Source organism: Larkinella ripae (assembly GCF_054780775.1).
Window position 1 is genome coordinate 174,709 of sequence record NZ_BAAGVR010000023.1, and the last position, 18,279, is coordinate 192,987.

Consider the following 18,279-nt stretch of genomic DNA (forward strand, 5'->3'; position numbering starts at 1 on the left):
GTGCTGAAATATAATTAATTTACGCGAAAAAGGGTGGACGTGAATCCACCCTTTTTCGCATTTTTTCAGGAAATACTTACCACGGTTTTCCGGTTCCCTGAATAATCCAGGGTTTGGCCCACTGGCTGTTTTTACCCCGAATTTTGGTGTGCGAATTTTCCTCGAGTTTTCCGAGCGCACTCACCGAATTGGCGTTGTTGTAGTTGGTTTCGTTATCGCCGTAAATAAACCGGACCGGCAACACGGCTTCCGGGGAGGCTGGCCCGGCTTTGAAGGCTGGCAGCCCCGTCCGGCGGTAGTCCATCCAGGCTTCGGTGGCCGAAGTCCAGCTGGCGATCCATTTCTGCTCCAGAATCTGGGCCTGGGTGTTGTTGAATTTAACGCCGTCTTTCAGGATGTAGGCGGCATAGGCATTGCTGACGCCCCAGGTATCGAGCGAATTTTTGATCCCGGCATTGTACTGCGTTTCGGCGGAACCGGCGGCCCAGCCTTTCTGCGCAGCTTCGGCCAGAATGAACGACACCTCAGCCGCCGAAATCAGACGGGCTTTCAACAAACCGCCTTTGCTGCCACGGTAGGTTTCCGACAGTTGCGAAACGTGCTGGTTCTGAACCACCTGCCCCGGCGTCGGATTGTAATTGTAGGAACTCGGATCGATCAGACCCGCCGGAACGCCCACGTATTCGCGGGTGTCAACGGCCACCGTGAAGGTGTTCGGGTTGAAGTTGCGCGTGAACTTGTTACCCGCTTTAACATCCGCCAGAAATTTAGCGTCCGTCTGCGAAACGATTCCGGTTTGGAGTACCCCGTTTTTCCGGATGAACGGATCAACCGGCGTCGCCAGCGTCGGATCAGCCACCCACTGGACGTAAACCGGTGCGAACCAGACTTTCATCCGCGGATCATCGACGGTGATCAGGCGGTCCATCAGCAGTTTGCCCGGTTTCCGACGGCGGTATTCCGAGGGGTCGGATTCGAATTCGGCGGCACCCGGCCAGGAGTTGCCGGCCGTTCCACCGACGTATTCCATCACCGCATCATCGCCCGCAGCTTTGATGTAAACCCCCGAGGTATAAATGCTCTCGATACCGGCTTTGGCAATGTCCGGCAGTTTGGCCGAAATCCGCAGGTAATACCGCAGCAGGAGCGAGTTGGCAAACCGTTGCCATTTGGCCGCGTCACCGTTGTAGTAAACATCGTAGCCCGTCCGGTAGCCCGTTACGTCGCCCGTCGCAAACAGGGCCGAAGCGGCTTTCAGGTCTTCGATGATGCCTTTGTAGATCACCTCCTGGCTGTCGTACTTCGGCAGAATGTAGTCGTTGGAAACATCGCCCTTCAAGGCATCCGTATACGGCGCATCGCCCCAGAGGTCGGTGATGTTTCCAAACAAAAACGCCTTCATGGTCAGCGCCACGCCCTGGTGAAATTTGTAATCGAGCGCCTGGGCGCGTTTGTACAGAAAGTCGTTGTTCCGCAGCAGGTTGTAGTACCCGCTCCAGTCGTTGGGCGACCAGTCGTAGCTGTTGTGTCCGCTAAACCAGCCATCTTTCTGGGTGTGCTGCACAATACCGGCTGCGTCGCCGTAGCCCAGACTCAGGTAGTTTTTTGCTGCGTCGACCATCACCGTCGGCATCAGCATGTTCGGGTTGGCCGATGCGGGGTCAACCACGTTGGGGTTTTCGTTCAGCTCCGTCAGCTTATCCTCGCAGGAAGCGAAGATGAGCAGACCGACCACGAAAAGCGCTTTGGAAAATACGTTTATTCGTTTCATAAGAAATTCGTTTATCAGTAGTGCGATTACAGACTGAAACCTAGTTTGAAGCCCACCGGAACCGTCCAGGGCATTACGTTCTGCAACTCGATTCCCTGACGGAACCGGCCGCCGTCGGCCTGGAAGGCGCGCTCGGGGTCGATGCCAATTTTAGAGGCTGTCCAGAGAACGAGATTCCGGGTGTAGACCGAAATGTTGGCGTTCCGCAGTCCGAACAGTTTCGGTACGCTGTAGCCCAGCGACAGTTCCCGCAGTTTCACGAATGAAGCGTCGAACGTGATTTGCTGGTTGAAGCTCCACGGATACGTGTCGGTGATCGGGTAAACGTTGGTGCCGGGACCGCCCAGGTGCTCGGTGTAGGAGCCGTCGGCGTTCTGAATGACACCCGGGATAAAACCGCCGTCGTATTCCAGCACACCGTCGCCGTTGGAGTCGAACCCAATGCCGCCCGTGTCTTGCGTATGACCACCCACGCGCGGGAAGTTTCCATTCTGCGGAATGATGTATTTTTCCGGATCGGATTTCAGCAGCGCAGCCAGATCGGAAGCCGAATTCTGACCACCCGGAATCAGGTTATCCAACTGACGTTGTGACCGCCAGTCCGACTCGCCGTAGCGGTAGGTATACGACTGGAAGTTACCACCACTCCGCCAGTCGAAGCTGGCGTTCAGCGTAAACCGCTTGTAGGAAAGCGCAGCCTGCATCCCCATCATGAACCGGGGGTTGAAGTTGCCGACTTTCACGCGGGCGTTGCGGTCGTTGATGGCCGTCCATTCGCCGTTTTTGCTCAGGATCGGCCAGCGGTAATAGGGAGAATTCGGGTCGGTCACGGTCGCAAAACCGCGGCTGTAGAGGTTTCCGATTTCTTCGCCCACGAAGCTGAACGCACCGCCGTTGTTGTCATCCCAAAGTTGGTAGAAGTCGATGCCCGGCGCCAGTTCCTTGATGGTGGTGCGGTTGCGCGTAAAGTTTACGTTCAGGTCGAGGGTCCAGCCGTTGTCGTTCTTGATCGGCGTGCCGCCGAGCGAAATTTCCCAGCCTTTGCTCACCAGTGCCCCGGCGTTGATCAGCTTGCTGCCGTAGCCGGACGAGTTCGGCGTCGTTACCGTCAGAATCTGGTTGCGGTTTTCGGCGTTGTAGTAGGTTCCGTCAAACCGCACCCGGTTATTGAACAGGTTCAGTTCAACCCCAAATTCGGTGGAGGTTTGAATTTCCGGTTTGAGCTGCGGGTTCAGCAGGGTTCCCGAAACGTTGGTCGTAATCAGGCTTCCCCAGGCACCCGTTCCCAGGGCCGGAACCAGCCGGTACGGATCGGTATCGTTACCAACCTGCGCCCAGTTGGCGCGGAGTTTCAGCAACGAGATTTCCGAGGGCAGGTTAAACGTATAGTTGGCCAGCCAGCTAAGCGAGGCCGAAGGGTAGAAGTAGGAGCGGTTGGCCGCTGGCAACGTGCTCGACCAGTCGTTCCGCGCCGTCAGATCCAGATAAACCTGATCTTTGTAGCCCAGGTTGGCCGTTCCCAATAAGCTGTAAATGGCTTTTTGCGAGGTTCCGTTCGAGAATTGCAAAGCCGTGTTGGGAACGTTCGAAATCCGGTACAGCGCTGGAATAGTCAGCACCGATCCCCCCATATACGATTCACGGTAGGTCTGCGTCATGTAGTTTCCACCACCGGAAACGCTCCAGTCGAAGTCGTTGATTTTCTTCCGGTACGTAACCAAAAAGTCGGCGTTGGTTTCCTGACGGGCCAGGTCCTGCAGGAAATACCCACCGTTTTTCACCCGTGAGTAGCTCCAGGGGATTTTCGTTTCCCGGTTTTCAGCGAACTGATCGTGCGACACCCGGGCGTAGGCCGAAAGTTCGGGCGAGATGGCCCAATCCAGCTTGATGTTTCCAAAAATCCGGTCGCGGATAAATCCGTTCGTGAGGGCATACGCCAGAAAATACGGGTTGTCGCCGTTGGTCGAAGGCGCCAGTTGCTGAATGCCTTCGCTGCCCGGAATCCAGTAATTTTTCAGCTCACGAACATCGACGTGCGGATACAGATAAACCGCTTCCAGCGGATTGGCCCCCCGGTTGTTGGTCGACGGACGGTTGTTTGATTTCGACCGCACAAAGTTCAGGTTCGTGCTCAGTTTGAAATTCTTGTTGATATCAAACGTCACGGCCGATGCCAGCGAGTTCCGGTAAAGGTCGGAATTCGGGATCAGCCCTTTGTTGGTCATGTTGTTGAACGAAATCCGGTAGGTGGCTTTGTCGCCCGAACCCGCCAGCGCAATGTTGTTGGTCGAGGTGATCCCGGTTTCCAGGAAGTTCTTCATGTTGTCTTTGTAAGACACCAGCGGAGTTGCCACCTTTTTGCCGTCGGCACCCACCGGGCTGTTCCACTGAACGGCGGTGTTGCCCACGTCCAGCGCCGGACCTCCCCAGTACGCCGAGCTTTCGTCCAGACGGTTGTTGCGGTCGCCATTGCCGTATTTGTAGTGGAAATCCAGGTATTCATACGGACGCTCGAACACGTTGCTGGTCGAGAACGTGATGCCCAGTCCTTTGCCTTTTGTGCCTTTTTTAGTCGTAATCAGAATCACCCCGTTCCCCGCGCGCGAACCGTAAAGAGCCGCTGCACTTGGGCCTTTCAGGACCGAAATGCTTTCAACATCTTCGGGGTTCAAATCCGAAATTGCGTTGCCGTAATCCACGTTATTGCGGTCACCCATGGAGCGCAGGTTGTTCAGGCTGTTGGCCACCGGCACGCCATCGATCACGAACAGCGGCTGATTGTCGCCCGTCAGCGATTTGGCACCCCGGATAACGACGCTGATGGATGAACCGACTCCGCTGGTCTGGTTGATGGCTACGCCCGGTACGCGGGCGGCCAGGGAGTTGATGGCGTTTTCCTGCGGTACGTTGGTCAGGGCGTCGCCTTTCACGTCCGAAACCGCATACCCCAGTGAGCGTTTTTCGCGTTTGATGCCCAGGGCGGTTACCACCGCTTCCTGGAGGGTCTCGGCGCTTTCGGTCATCGTCAGGTCGATGGTGCCGCGGCTGCCCACCGAAAATTCCTGCGTTTCAAAACCGATGTAGGAAAACACCAGAACCGGATTTGAACCGGTCACGTCGATGGAATACCGGCCATCGCCGTCGGTGTTGGCCCCGGTTTGCGTGCCTTTCAGAACGACGTTCACCCCGGGTAGGGCGGCTCCGTCGGTTTTGGACGTGACCCGGCCGCTCACCTTGCGACCTTGTTTCACGTCCGCGGGTTCGGTCGGCTGACTGCTCTTTTTCCGGATGACGATGTTTTTGTTAACAGCTTTGAATTCGAGCGTCGATTGCTGCGAAATGCTGCCCAGGACGTTCTGCAGGGTCGTGCCGTTGTCGATACGCACGCGTTTGTCCAGATCGGTTTTCAGGTTGTCTTCATACAGGAAAACATACCCGGTAATCTTGGTGATTTTGCTGATGATCGAACTGATTTTTCCTTCCTCGCGGGAAAAATTCAACTTGACATTCTCCAGATCGATTTCCGGCCGGTCGGCCCAGGCTGCCGGGCTACCCATTCCCGCCAGAATCACGAGCGCGAAGAGGGACCTAAGCAGGCGTTTTAAGATAAAGTTCGAGTTCATAAGGGATAAAATTAAGTAGTTGGTATTCGTAGATAGGTGGTGATCTTCAACTGTGATAAATCTACTTTCCGCATCAAATTACGAGGTGTTGCTGATCGTTTTCATCGTTTTACAGTTTAAGATTTTGTTAATTCAGAATCAGGACGGTCCGGCCTTTTATTTCGTAGCGGGCATCAAGGGCGTAGGTGATGGATTCCAGCATCGAAACCAGGCTTTCGTTCAGGTGTTTGCCCGTTAACGAAGCATCATAAAGCGACTCATTTTCAATGATAATATCGACATTGTACCACTTTTCAAGGATTTGTTCAACCCGGCGCAAAGGCGTATTATTAAACTGAAGGGAACCATTTATCCAGCTGCTTTCCTGCTCGGCATTGACGCCGATAACTTTAAATTTTTCGGTTGATTTGTTGAAGATTAATTTTTGGTCTTTCCGCAAGATAACCGGGGTGGATAATTCTGAATTCAGGCTAACGTTGACCCGCCCCGACTGGACGGTTATTTCCACTTCCTGTTCGTCCGCATAATCCTTGACATTAAAAGAGGTGCCAAGCACATTAATCTTTAGGTTTTCCAGCGAAATAACAAAGGGCCGGGACGCATCTCGATTAACGTTAAAAAAAGCTTCACCCCGGAGTGAAACGGTGCGCCCGGTTTTTCCAAACTCACGGGGAAAACTCATTTTCGTTTCCGAATTAAGTTTGACATAACTCCCGTCGCTCAGCCGTAAACTTTTCCGTTTTCCGCGCGGAATGGTTTCTTCTTTGGTCGGAACGCTGGAGTGCGTAGCCAGCCGATTTGGGGGCGGTAGTAATTTTGAACGTTTAGGCTGGTTGTCGGACAGGAAATAATACGCGCTGCCGATCCCCAGTAAAACCGCAATAAAAGCCGCCATGCTGCGATACGGCGCCAACTTCATCCGAAAAAAACGGGGCGTTGGCCGCTTCTCGGCCGACGCGCCACCTTGTTCTGAACCAACCGGCCATTCCGGATTCCGATCATGGTTATCCTGTTCCACCAATTCATTAAAGTATTTTTCCAGAATTGGCGAATATTCCTTCAGCGTCTCATCGTTGACTATTCCCTCCAGCAACTCGTCCAATTCTTTATCGGACAGCGTGTTGCTGATCAGGCGGTTGATTAAATATTCGGCGCGAGACCGTACCATTCCTCGGGTAGTTTGGTAAGTTGCCTATAATACGTTTCGGGGTCCGTAAAAGACTATTGATCAGAGAAATATTTTTAGAGAAAGACCGGCCGAAGCATTGGAAAGAGGCCAAAAAAAAGAACGTCATTCCGGCACGAAGCCGGAATGACGTTTGGTGGGTAACGGGTTAGAAATAGCAGAAATTATAGAGCGGCCATATCAACTTTTTCGCGCAGAAACTGCTTGGCTTTTACCAGTTGGTTCTTTACGGTATTTTTGGAAATCATCAGCATTTCGGCAATCTCCTGATACGATTTTCCTTCTTCAATGTTGAGGTACAGAATCTGTTTCCGCTTTTCCGACAGCAGGTTAACGGCCGTGTAGAGAAGCTGGAATTTGACTTCCTTATCGTCCTGTTCCTCGTCGCGGGCGGCCACCATTTTCTCCAGATAAACTTGCTTGAGCTGGTTGTTTTTCTCCATCTTTTTCAGATAGTCGAACGCCATGTTCCGCAGGCAGGTAAAGAGGTAAGAGGTGAAGTTGAGAGCCGGATTAATCTGGGAGCGACGGTCCCAGATTTTGATGAAAACTTCATGAATCATGTTCTCGGCTTCTTCTTCATCTTTCAGCAGGGTAATGCAAAATTTAAGGGCCGGTGTCCGGTAGTACTTATATAACTCCGCAAAGGCATTCTGATCGCCCTGGATCACTTTGCGGAGAATACGTTCATCAAGACAATCCATTGTTATGGGTGATTAGGAATCGTTTAAATTACGGGTGTCTGGGTACTAGTATTTCTTCTTAGGTATGGATAGGGCTGCTTCGGGTCGTTTTGTAGGTTAAAAATAGATTTTATAAACAAGAATCGCGTCGCAAAATGCGTAAATCTATCCTCAATTTGCGAAATGTGCTTATTTGGTGGTATTATTGGCTTTTTCTGGCTTTGTACGCTTTGAATCGGCGGTTGTATTCTTCCAGTTGTTCGGGCTTAAACCGCTTCTGGTATTCAGTAGGCAAGTCCAGCCGTTCGGGTTTCAGGGCGCGGGTCCGGTCGGTCAACTGGTTGATTCCTTTGCTGTTTTTCGCCAGTTCAAAGGAATCGTACACGTCACCAGTCACCGTATACGATTGGTAGGAAAGCTTATCGCCGTTGATGGAGATAACCTGGTAAAGCTGCGTATTGGAAGCCGCCCGGTCCATCCAGTCCTGCAAACCGATGTCGTACATTTTCGGTCCGCTCACCGAAACGACGTAAATCGGTCCGTCGGGGTATTTCCGGTTTTTACCCAGGGGCATGTTGAGGCCCCGGCCGTAGGTGTGATCGTGGCCCTGCAGCACCAGATCGACTTTGTATTTTTTGTAAATCGGCTCCATTTTAGCCCGCCATTCCTCGTTGTCGCGGCCCGCTTTGGTCGAATAAATCGGGTGGTGATGTGTCACCACCGTCCAGCGGTTGGGATTGTTGCTCAGAACTTTCACCAGCCAGTCGGCCTGCGCGTCCAGAACCGTCGAATCCAGCAGGGCGCCCTGCGAATCCAGCGAGACAAACCGGGTGCCCTGGTAATCGAGGTAATAGGCGGTTTCTTTTAGCTTGTCGGGGCCGTTTTCGGGCAGCACGAACGAGGGCCGCCAGTGCCGAGAAACCTTGCGCTGGTCGTCGTCATCCTTGAAATACTCGTGGTTGCCGGGCGTCGCCAGCGTCGGAATCATGCCGTTGATCCAGCCCCCGGCTTCGAACCATTCGCCCCACTGCCAGTCGGCATTGGAAGTCGTGATCAGGTCGCCCGCGTGAATCATAAAAGCCGCCTGGGGCATGGTGGAATACGCGCCCCGAATGGCCCGCGACCAGAGCGAGCGAATGTCGTTCTGGGCATCACCGAAATAAATAAAGGAAAACGGCACCGGTTGATCGTGGGGGGTGGTAAACTGAAACCATTCGGTCCAGTGGGTGCCGTCGCCGACCCGGTAATTGTATTTCGTCGCCGGTTTCAGGTTTTTGAAGTGAACCGTATGGTACAATTTCGTCGAACCGTCGAGCTTGACGGCCTGCGTGGTGGCCGCGACGGTGGTGGCATTGGTCGCGACTTCGGGCGAGGGATCGGCTTCGGCGATGGCCCCCACGGCGCTGGTCACCGTGGAGTCGGTGCGCCAGTTGACGGATTGCGAGGTAGCCGGGTTTTCCTGCCAGCCCAGCGTCAGCCGGTCCGGATAAACCGAAGGCGGATAGTCTTTATGAAGTTGGGCCTGCACCGCAGCGCAGGGGGCCAGAAAAAGCAGGATAAAGCAGACAAAGGGGGTGAGGGTCAGTCGAAAAGTCATAAACAGCGGGTAGTTGCCACTGGAAATACTGGCAAAGTTTTTAAAAGGACTATCCGGGTCTGGAGAAACTTTCAGAATTAACAAAACCGTAAAATTGCTCCCCACCCCCAATAGCCCGGAATGCTTCCCGCTGAGTATACTGGGAAAATCATCGTTCGTTGATGAAGGATTTTTGCCCTACTCACCTGCTTGTATCCTGCTGCCTGCTTGCCTGGTTCGGATGGTCCTGCCGCCAGCCGGACCAGGCTGTGGGGGAGCAAACCGTCTACCCGGATGCAGCTTTCTGGCAGGAATACCACGAACCGTACCCGATCGGTGCCAATCCGGACCAAAACCAGGTACGCAGCCTGGCCGTTGATCCGGAAAACCGGGTTTGGGCCGCCACGGCCGCCGGGGTTTTCGTGAAAAAACCGGATCAGCGCAACTGGGTTGGCGCGCTGCCGGAAGCTGACCAGGGCCCGGCTTTTGCCGTGACCGTCGATGCGGAGTCGGCGGTGTGGCTGGGAACCTGGAACGGGCTGTATCGGTACAAAAACAGTCAAATCGAACGCATCACCGGCCCGGAATCGCCCATTGCAGCCTTCTGCGTGGCCAAAGAAGGGCTGTACGCGTTGGGGCCCAGGGGTGTCTGGTTGCAGAACGCATCCGGCTGGAAACCGGTGAAATTTCCCAACGTGCGATCAATCCGGAAAGCGATCACCGAAGGGCGGGGCGGTTTGTGGATCGGGACCGACGTGGGCCTGTATCATCATAAAACCGACACAACGAATTATTTCTACGATACCAATCACCTGATCAGCGCGTACGTCAAGGGCGTTGCCTTCGATGCCGAACAAAAGTTGTGGGCGGGGGGCCTGGGTGGGGTAAGCATTCTGGCGGACGGCCAACTGAAAAAAACGCTGAAGCCGGAGAACGGGATTCCATCCATTTACGTCAGCTGCGTCGAACGCGCACCCGACAGCACAATGTGGGTCGGCACGGACGTGGGCGTGGTGCGCTACCGGTCGGACAGCAGCCACTCGTTGCGGTTTAGCCGGCGCTGGTTGCTGGACGATAAGGTGAATGCCATCGCGTTCGATCAGGCCGGCACTGCCTGGATTGCAACCTCGAAGGGCGTGAGTGCCATCAAGAAACGGAAAATGACGCTGGCTCAGAAGAACGATTATTTCTACGACGTGCTGATGAAGCGCCACATCCGCGACCCCTGGATTGCGGGCCAGTGCAAACTGAAAGTTCCCGGCGACACCACGACTTTTGCTCCGGACGATGATGACAACGATGGGGAATATACGGGCAATTACCTGGCGATGGAATGTTTCCGGTATGCCACGACCCGCAGCCCGGACGCCAAGGAGAAGGCCGCCAAAGCCTTCCGGTTTTTGAAGCTCCTGCAGGAAGTGACCGGCACCGACGGTTTTTTTGCCCGCACCATCGTTCCGGCCCACTGGACGGAGGTGGACGACGGAAACCGCGCCTTTACGGCCCGCCAATTGGCCGACGAGTTGGTGAAAGAACCGCGTTTCAAACCGGTGGAAATCCGCTGGCGGAAGTCGAAAGACGGGCGCTGGCTCTGGAAAGGCGACACGAGCAGCGACGAAATGTGCGGCCATATGATTGGCTATTACCTTTATTATGAGCTGGTGGCCGACGAAGCCGAGAAGAAAACCGTCCGGCAGCACGTCGCCCGGATTGTCGATTACCTGATCAAACACCACTATAATTTTGTGGATGTCGACGGTCAGCCGACGCGCTGGGCGGTCTGGTCGCCGGAGCAACTGAACCGCGACCCGGAATGGGCCCCCGACCGGTTTCAGAATTCGATGGAAATGCTGGCGTTTCTCAAACTGGCCTACCACATGACCGGTCGGGCAAACTACGAAACCGAATACCGGCGGCTGATCGAAAAGGAGCACTACCTCGACAACATGGCGAAGGTGCCGCAGCAAAACCCGGCCTGGTTTATTTATTTCGATGTGATGTTGCAGGCGTATGTCTACCCGATTCTGATCCGCTGCGAAAAAGATCCGAAGCTGCGGGCGTTCTACGAACAGCACATGGATGCGTGGATGGAACGGCGCCGGAACGACCGCAATCCCCTGGTAAATTTTTTTTATTGCTACGCCCGAAACCAGCAGACGGACCTGGATGCGTCGGTGGAGTTTCTGGTCGATACCCCCCTCGATCTGGTCAACTGGGTATTCGATCACACCAAACGCGAAGACGTGACAGTGAGTCGCCACCCGGTTTTGGACGATCTGCAGATTGACAAACTACCGCCCGCCAGCATCCGGACCGTGGTGCGCTGGGACAAAAACCCCTGGTCGGCCATCAACGGCGATCCGGGCATCGAGCGCGAGCCGGTTTTCTGGCTGCTGCCGTACTGGATGGGGCGGTATTTGAAGATGATTGAATGAGGGGTTATTACACCGAGTTTATCAGAGAAAATCAGCGTGTTTTATTCTCTGCTTAACTCTGATTTTCTCTGATAAACTCTGCGAAATAATTTTTTACATATGAATAAGTTAAACACCTTTTTCCTCTTATTGGTCACCATTTCAAGCGCCATCGCACAGCCGAAAACCACCTATGCCGAGCAGCTTGGGTATCCGAAAGGCAAGAAAATTGTCATTTTCCACGTCGATGATGCCGGGATGTTCCTGTCGGCCAATCAGGGCACGATCAAATCCATTGAGCAGGGGGTAGCCACCTCCACCAGCATCATGATGCCCTGCGCCTGGTCGGCTAGTTTTGTCAAGTATGTCCTGCAAAATCCGGCCATCGACGCCGGGATCCACCTCACGCTGACCTCCGAGTGGAAAGACTACCGCTGGGCCCCGCTGGCGGGCAGCAAGCAGGTTCCGGGCCTGACCGACCCGGAAGGCGCCCTGTGGCCGTCGGTGGCCGAGGTGGTGAAAAACGCCAGCCCCGACGAGGTGGAACTCGAAATGCGGGCGCAGATCGACCGGGCGCTAAAAATGGGCTTGAAACCAACGCACCTCGATTCGCATATGGGCACGCTCTTTGCCATCCCGGCTTTTGTGGAACGCTACATCAAGGTGGGCGTTGCGTACGGCATTCCGGTCATGTTCCCCGGCGGCAACAACACCCTGCTGGTCGATAGCGAAATTCAGCCGGTGATCGACAAACTGAAAGCCCAGGGCAAGTGGAAGGAGGGGATGAACCTGCCCATTCCGGAATCGCTCAAGCAGGCGCCGGCCATTGGCGAAAAAATCTGGAAAGCCGGTTTGCCGGTCCTGGATGATCTCTACGCCGACACTGGCGGCTGGAAACCGAAAGATACCCCAAATCCAAGCCCCGAAGCCTGGGGGAAATACAAAACGCAGCGGTTCAAGGAAATTCTGACGAAGATGAAACCGGGGGTTGCCATGATCATCATCCACAGCAACGACCTGAACGAAACTTTCAAATACATCAGCGGTTCGGGCGGATCGCGGTATGCCGATATGCTCTCGATGATGGACCCGGACCTGAAAGCCTTTATCCAATCGGAGGGCATTGTTTTAACCACCTGGCGGGAACTGATGGAGCGCCGGAAAGCAATCAAGTAACCCATGAAAAAACGGAAGGCGGTTTTTATTGGCTTGCTCCTGATTACCAGCGGGGTACTGGCGCAGTCCAGAACGGCGGTGGTGCGCGAGGAACTGATTTTTCCGGAGCAGAACGAGCACGTTCACGGCAGCAGCCTGGTGGCCCTGCCCAACGGCGATCTGCTGGCGGCCTGGTTTCAGGGCACGGGGGAACGGACCGCCGACGATGTGAAGATCATGGGGGCCCGGCTGGCCAAAGGACAAGCAACCTGGAGCCCGCCGTTTCTGATGGCCGACACACCCTATTTACCGGACTGCAACCCGGTTTTGTTTCTCAACCGGCAGAACAAACTTTTTCTGGTTTGGATTGCCGTGCAGGCCAACCGCTGGGAAGAGTCCATCCTGCGGCTGAAAACCGCCACCGACTATTCCAAAGCCGGGGCGCCGACCTGGAGCTGGCAGGATAATATTTTCCTGAAACCGGATGACCGGTTTGCGGAAGAAGTCAAAAACCGGTTTAAGCAATTGCCGGAAAATACCGCCGGTTGGGCCGAATACGCCCCGAAGTACGACGACATGATTCTGGAAGCGAGCCGCGACGCGCGCAAACGCAGCACGGGCTGGATGACGCGCATCAAACCGCTGCAACTCCCCACGGGACGGATTTTGCTACCGGTTTACTCCGACGGGTTGAATATGTCGCTGGTGGCGATTTCCGACGACGACGGCGCTTCCTGGCGGCCGGGTTTGCCCATTGTGGGCCGGGGACCGATTCAACCGGCGCTGGCCCGCCGGGCAAACGGAACGGTGGTGGCCTACCTGCGCGACAGTGGGGACCAGCCGAGCCGCGTGCACATCAGCGAATCGACCGACAACGGTGAAAGCTGGACCGCAACCGTTAAATCCACCATTCCGAATACCGCCAGCGTCGAACTGCTCGGGCTCGCCGATGGGAAATGGGCGTTTCTGGGCAACGACATCGACGATGGTCGCTACCGGCTCAGCCTGTTTTTGTCGGACAACGAAGGCAAAACCTGGCCGTGGAAACTGCGGGTGGAGGACAAGGCCAAAAACGAAGGCGGTTTTTCGTACCCAGCCCTGATTCAGACGCCCGATGGCTTGTTGCACCTGACGTATTCGTACCATCTGGCGAAAGGCCAGAAGTCGATCAAACACGTGGTCGTCGATCCGGCAAAGCTGGTTTCGCAGCCCGTTCGTGCGGGTTCGCCGGGCGACCGAAAACCCTGAAAACACCCGTAAAAGAAAACCGTATTGCCCGTACCCAACCGCTGTCGGTAGCAGCGAATACAATCCCCGTTTCGTATGAAAAAACCTATTCACCTCATTCTCATTGCGTTATTCTTTGCTTGGGCCCCTGCCAGCGCGCAACCCGTCTATCAGGACAAACCGTTCTGGCAGGATTACAGCGTCAAATATTACGCCGATAAGGCCAACGGCACGCTCCAGGCGGTTTTTGCTGATCGCAACGGCGTCATTCAGATTCTCAATTCCGACGGGGATTTGCTGCATCCGCACGGCGGGCAGTTTTTGTACCCCGGCACGCTGAAACCGGACAATACGTACCGGTTTACGAAAGACAAAAACCTGACGGCTTTGGGCGCACTCGACCAGCAGTTGGTGTACCTCACCGATCAGGTGGTAATGAGCAATGCCTGGGCCGGCAAGCTTTTCTCCGAACACGCCCTGCCGAAAGCCCGGTTTTTCGCCGGCACCCCCGGCTTGACCTTTCTGGTTTCCGACGGCGCGTCGCTGAGCTTGGTGAAGGATTCCAAAAGCCTCTGGACCGGCAGCCTGCCGAATGACGAGGTGATTGGGCTGCGGTTTCAGCCGGGCGCGAATCAGTTTTGGGTGCTGGGGAAAAAGTCGCTTTCGACGGTTCCGTTGGCGTCTCCCAAATTGGCCAAGGTGCTGGACGGAGCTAATTTTAGGGCTTTTGATCTGACGACTCAGGGCAAAAAAGTAGTGATTGGCACCAGCGATGGCTACCTGGAAGTTGACGTAGCGACGAAAAAGCAGGTGGGCGACCTGCGGAAAAAACTGCCCGCGACCGACATCACGGCGGTGGCCGAGGTGGACGGAAAGCTGTGGTTTGGTTCCTCACAAGGCGCGTTTGCGCTGCGCCCCGATGGTAAATTTGATTACTACAACGGCGAGCGCTGGCTACCCGGCGACGAGGTGGTCCACATCGCCAAAGGGCCGAAAAATTCGGTTCTGATTTTGACCAAAGCCGGGTTGGGGCAGATTTGTTTCAAGCAGATGACGCTCCACGATAAGGCGGTTTTCTTTGATAATCAGGTCCGGAGCCGGCACATGCGGGTGGGCTTTAACGCGTCGCTGGAGCGGATGGAAAAGGGAAATCTGGCTACCGGTTACCTGGACGATTCGGACAACGACGGTTTGTGGACTTCAATGTATCTGGGCGGTGAAATTTTCCGGTATGCGGTGACGAAAGATCCGGAAGCCCTGCAAAACTGCCGCGAGTCGCTCGACGCGATGGAACGCCTGTACACGGTAACTTCGGTACCCGGTTTTCCGGCGCGGTCGTTCGAGCGCAGCGGTCACATGAAAGAGCTGTCGGACCCGGAACGGTGGCAACATTCCAAACACCCGGACTGGGACTGGAAATCGACCACCAGCAGCGATGAAGTGATCGGGCACATTTTCGCGTTTGGGGCCATGGCCGAACTCATTCCCGACCAGAATCTGAAAAGCCGGGCGGTGACGCTGATCGACACGCTGATGAGTCACATCCTTAAGAACAACCTGTACCTGATTGATTTTGACGGCAAACCAACGCAGTGGGGGCGCTGGAATCCGGAATACGTCAACGCTTTTCCGACCAATGTGGGCGACCGCAAGCTGAATTCATCGAACATTGTGGCCATGCTGCAAACCGCCTATCACTTTACGAAAAAGGAAAAATACAAAAAGAAGGCGTTTGAACTGATGCAGAAACACGGGTATTATGCCAACATGATGCGTTCGATGAAGGTAATCGGCCGGGCCGCCGACGATGCCGACGACCACAGCAAACACATGTCCGACGGCTGGAACCACTCGGATGATGAAATGTACTTTGTTGGGTACTGGGGCCTGTATCGGTATGCGCTGAACGATACATTGAAAGCAAGTTTTAAGAAACAGATTCTGGACCACTGGCAGGCTGAGCGCCCGGAAAAAGAGGGTGCCTGGAATATTTTCGCGGCCATGACCGGCACGAAGGAATTTGACTTGAAAGAGGCTGTCTGGTATTTGCAGGAACATCCGCTCGACCTGATCGACTGGTCGATTGCCAACAGCCACCGGAAAGACATTGAACTGCTGCCCGAAAATTTCCGGCGCCAGACTACCAGAGAGGTGTTGCCCCCCGACGAACGACCCATTCAGCGGCACAACGGCAACATGTTTACGCTCGACCGGAAAGGCCGCAGTGGCGGTTCGGAGCACAGTGCGGGCGATATCTGGCTGCTGCCCTACTGGATGGGCCGGTATCTGGGCGTGATTTCCGCGCCAAATAAGTAGGGGTGTTATTGCCCAGGGTTACTCAGAGAAAATCAGCGGTTGTCTGGGCTTCTCTGAGTATCCCTGGTATCCTCTGATGAACGCTTTGAAATTTCAATTTTATGAAGCCGGTTTTATTATTTCTTTTTCTGATCCTTGTCTGGCAATCGAACGCCCAGCGGCCGGTTTACAAAGACGTTCCGTACGTGCAGGACTACAGCGTCCGGCATTATCTGAAGGATACATCCTTGGCGGTTTCGAAGGTTTACCGGGATCGCAACGGAACGGTTCAGATTCTGTCGGCAAAAGGATTGTTACACCCGAAAGGCGGGCAGTTTCAATACCCGGGAACGCTGGAACCGGTGCACGCCTACCGACCGATGGCCGACAAAAAACTAGCCGGGTTGGGCCTGTGTCAGCAGCAGTTCGTATACTTAGACGATAAAACCGTCCTGAGCAACGCCTGGGCCGGAAAGGTACTGGAAGACCACGGAATGCCGCAAGCCCGGCTTTTCTGCCCGGCCGCCGACCGCAACACATTTCTGGTTTCGGACGGAACGAACTTGAAACTGATTCAGAATTCGGCGGTGATCTGGACCGGAACGGTGGACAACGACCGGCTGATCGACCTGAAATTCGACGCGGCAAAAAACCGCTTCTGGTTGCTGGGAAATCAATCGGTTTCTGAGTTTTCATTGCCTGATAAAAAATTGAAAACCGCAGTCCGGCAAGCCGGGTTGACCTGCTTCGATCTGGTGAAAAACCAGGTGTACATTGGCACGCGCGATGGCTATTTTGTCTTTGATCCGGAGCAGAACAAAACCGTGTTGCCGGTGCAGAAAAAGTTGCCGGTGACCGCCCTAACCGCCCTCGCGTACCTCCACGGAAACCTCTGGTTTGGCTCAAACCGGGGCGCGTTCATGTTGCGGCCCGATGGAAAATTCAACTACTACTACGGGGAGCGCTGGTTGCCCGGAAACCAGGTGGTGCATCTTTCAGAAGGAGAGGGAAGCAACGTATTGATCCTGACCCACAAGGGCTTGGGGGAAATTAGCTTTAAACCGATGACCCTGTACGAAAAGTCGCTGGTGTATGACCGCCAGGTGCGGCAGCGACACATCCGGTACGGTTTTAATTGCGACGTTTCGACGCTCAAAAACGGCGATTTGTCCACGTTTGAGATGGGGCAGCGCGACAGCGACAACCTCTGGACGGCCATGTACCTGGTAAGTCAGTTGTATAAATTTAAAGTCACCGGCGATCCGGAGGCCCAGCGGAACTGGATGGAGTCCTTCGACGCGATGGAGCGACTTTTCACGATCACCAGCAGGCCGGGTTATTTCGCACGCGGTTTCGAGCGGAAAGGGTATTTCAAGTTTAAACCGGAGAAATGGGATGGCGGACTCACCAACGGCTGGACCCACGCCAAAGACGGCCGCTGGGACTGGCGCGGCACCACCAGCAGCGACCAGACCGTCGGACAGATGTTTGCCCTGACCCAAATTGCCGAACTGACCGGGGGTGAAACCCGCCAGCGCGCCATTGACCTGATCGACAAACTGATGACCTCCATTATCAAAAACGACTGGTATCTGATTGATTTTGACGGCAAACCAACGCTCTGGGGCAAGTGGCATCCCGATTACGTCAACGGTTTTCCGACCATGGTGGGCGACCGGAAAATTAATTCCTCCAACATCATCGCGTTTTTGCAGGCGGCTTATCATTTCACCCAAAAGCCGGTTTTTAAGGAAAAAGCGGAGGAGCTGATGCAGAAGCACGGGTATCTCGAAAACCTTCTGCGGCCGATGGGCGAAATTGGCCGAACGCCCGCCAACGCCAGCGACTGGGCCAAAATGCTGTCGCAGGAATGGAATCACTCCGACGACGAAATGTATTTTCTGGCCTACTGGTGTCTGTATCCGTACGCACTCAATCAGGAACTGAAAACCAAATTCGGCGCCACGATCCGGGAGCACTGGGAATTTGAACGCCCGGAAAAAAACAGCCTTTGGAATTTGTGTTACGCCATGACGGGTGCGAGCGAGTTTGATCTGGACGAAAGCATCTGGCATTTGCAGGAATTTCCGCTGGACATGATCGAGTGGAGCGTGATGAACGGCCACCGGAACGACATTGAACTGCTGCCCGAAAACTTCCGGGGCCAGACAACGATTACGGTGTTGCCGCCCGATGAGCGCCCGGAGCTGAAACACAATCGCAACCTGTTCAAACTGGACCGGCCCGGGGGCAACGGCCTGAGCGAGTTGAGCGCCGGCGATTCATTTTTGTTACCCTACTGGATGGGCCGGTATCTGGGCGTGATCTCGGCGCCGGGCCAATAGGGGC

The 18,279-nt window shown here is 54.8% G+C and carries 10 protein-coding genes; 5 read left to right on the forward strand and 5 right to left on the reverse strand.

Features of this window, described 5'->3' with window-relative positions; all coding sequences use genetic code 11:
• Nucleotides 1–76: 76 nt before the first annotated feature.
• The 5 genes from ACYVHX_RS18135 to ACYVHX_RS18155 all read right to left on the reverse strand — a co-directional run bounded on the left by ACYVHX_RS18135 (nt 77) and on the right by ACYVHX_RS18155 (nt 8,860).
• Nucleotides 77–1,771, reverse strand: a complete 1,695-nt coding sequence (locus ACYVHX_RS18135; protein ID WP_460673087.1) for a SusD/RagB family nutrient-binding outer membrane lipoprotein — start codon at nt 1,769–1,771, stop codon at nt 77–79.
• Between the two features lie 26 nt (nt 1,772–1,797).
• The gene (locus ACYVHX_RS18140) at nt 1,798–5,394 is read right to left on the reverse strand and encodes a SusC/RagA family TonB-linked outer membrane protein (protein WP_460673088.1); all 3,597 of its coding nucleotides are present in this window, start codon (nt 5,392–5,394) and stop codon (nt 1,798–1,800) included.
• A 127-nt stretch (nt 5,395–5,521) separates the two neighbouring features.
• Nucleotides 5,522–6,562, reverse strand: coding sequence for a FecR family protein (locus ACYVHX_RS18145; RefSeq protein ID WP_460673089.1), 1,041 nt, complete (start codon nt 6,560–6,562; stop codon nt 5,522–5,524).
• A 182-nt stretch (nt 6,563–6,744) separates the two neighbouring features.
• Nucleotides 6,745–7,284: an RNA polymerase sigma factor gene (locus tag ACYVHX_RS18150; RefSeq protein WP_460673090.1), complete on the reverse strand. Its 540-nt coding sequence runs from the start codon at nt 7,282–7,284 to the stop codon at nt 6,745–6,747.
• Nucleotides 7,285–7,465: 181 nt separating this feature from the next.
• Entirely contained in the window at nt 7,466–8,860 is a 1,395-nt protein-coding gene (locus ACYVHX_RS18155) for a purple acid phosphatase family protein (RefSeq protein WP_460673091.1), read from the reverse strand.
• A 161-nt stretch (nt 8,861–9,021) separates the two neighbouring features.
• Between ACYVHX_RS18155 and ACYVHX_RS18160 the strand changes: the two genes are divergently transcribed.
• The 5 genes from ACYVHX_RS18160 (at nt 9,022) to ACYVHX_RS18180 (ending at nt 18,275) form a co-directional block, all read left to right on the forward strand.
• A complete protein-coding gene (locus ACYVHX_RS18160) occupies nt 9,022–11,274 on the forward strand; it encodes a ligand-binding sensor domain-containing protein (protein ID WP_460673092.1) in 2,253 nt (750 codons plus the stop codon).
• 99 nt (nt 11,275–11,373) lie between these two features.
• On the forward strand, nt 11,374–12,429 hold the full coding sequence (locus ACYVHX_RS18165; protein WP_460673093.1) for a polysaccharide deacetylase family protein: 1,056 nt from the start codon (nt 11,374–11,376) through the stop codon (nt 12,427–12,429).
• 3 nt (nt 12,430–12,432) lie between these two features.
• Nucleotides 12,433–13,656, forward strand: a complete 1,224-nt coding sequence (locus ACYVHX_RS18170) for a sialidase family protein (RefSeq protein WP_460673094.1) — start codon at nt 12,433–12,435, stop codon at nt 13,654–13,656.
• Nucleotides 13,657–13,731: 75 nt separating this feature from the next.
• Nucleotides 13,732–15,951, forward strand: coding sequence for a hypothetical protein (locus ACYVHX_RS18175; protein WP_460673095.1), 2,220 nt, complete (start codon nt 13,732–13,734; stop codon nt 15,949–15,951).
• 101 nt (nt 15,952–16,052) lie between these two features.
• The gene (locus ACYVHX_RS18180) at nt 16,053–18,275 is read left to right on the forward strand and encodes a hypothetical protein (protein ID WP_460673096.1); all 2,223 of its coding nucleotides are present in this window, start codon (nt 16,053–16,055) and stop codon (nt 18,273–18,275) included.
• Nucleotides 18,276–18,279 lie beyond the last annotated feature (4 nt).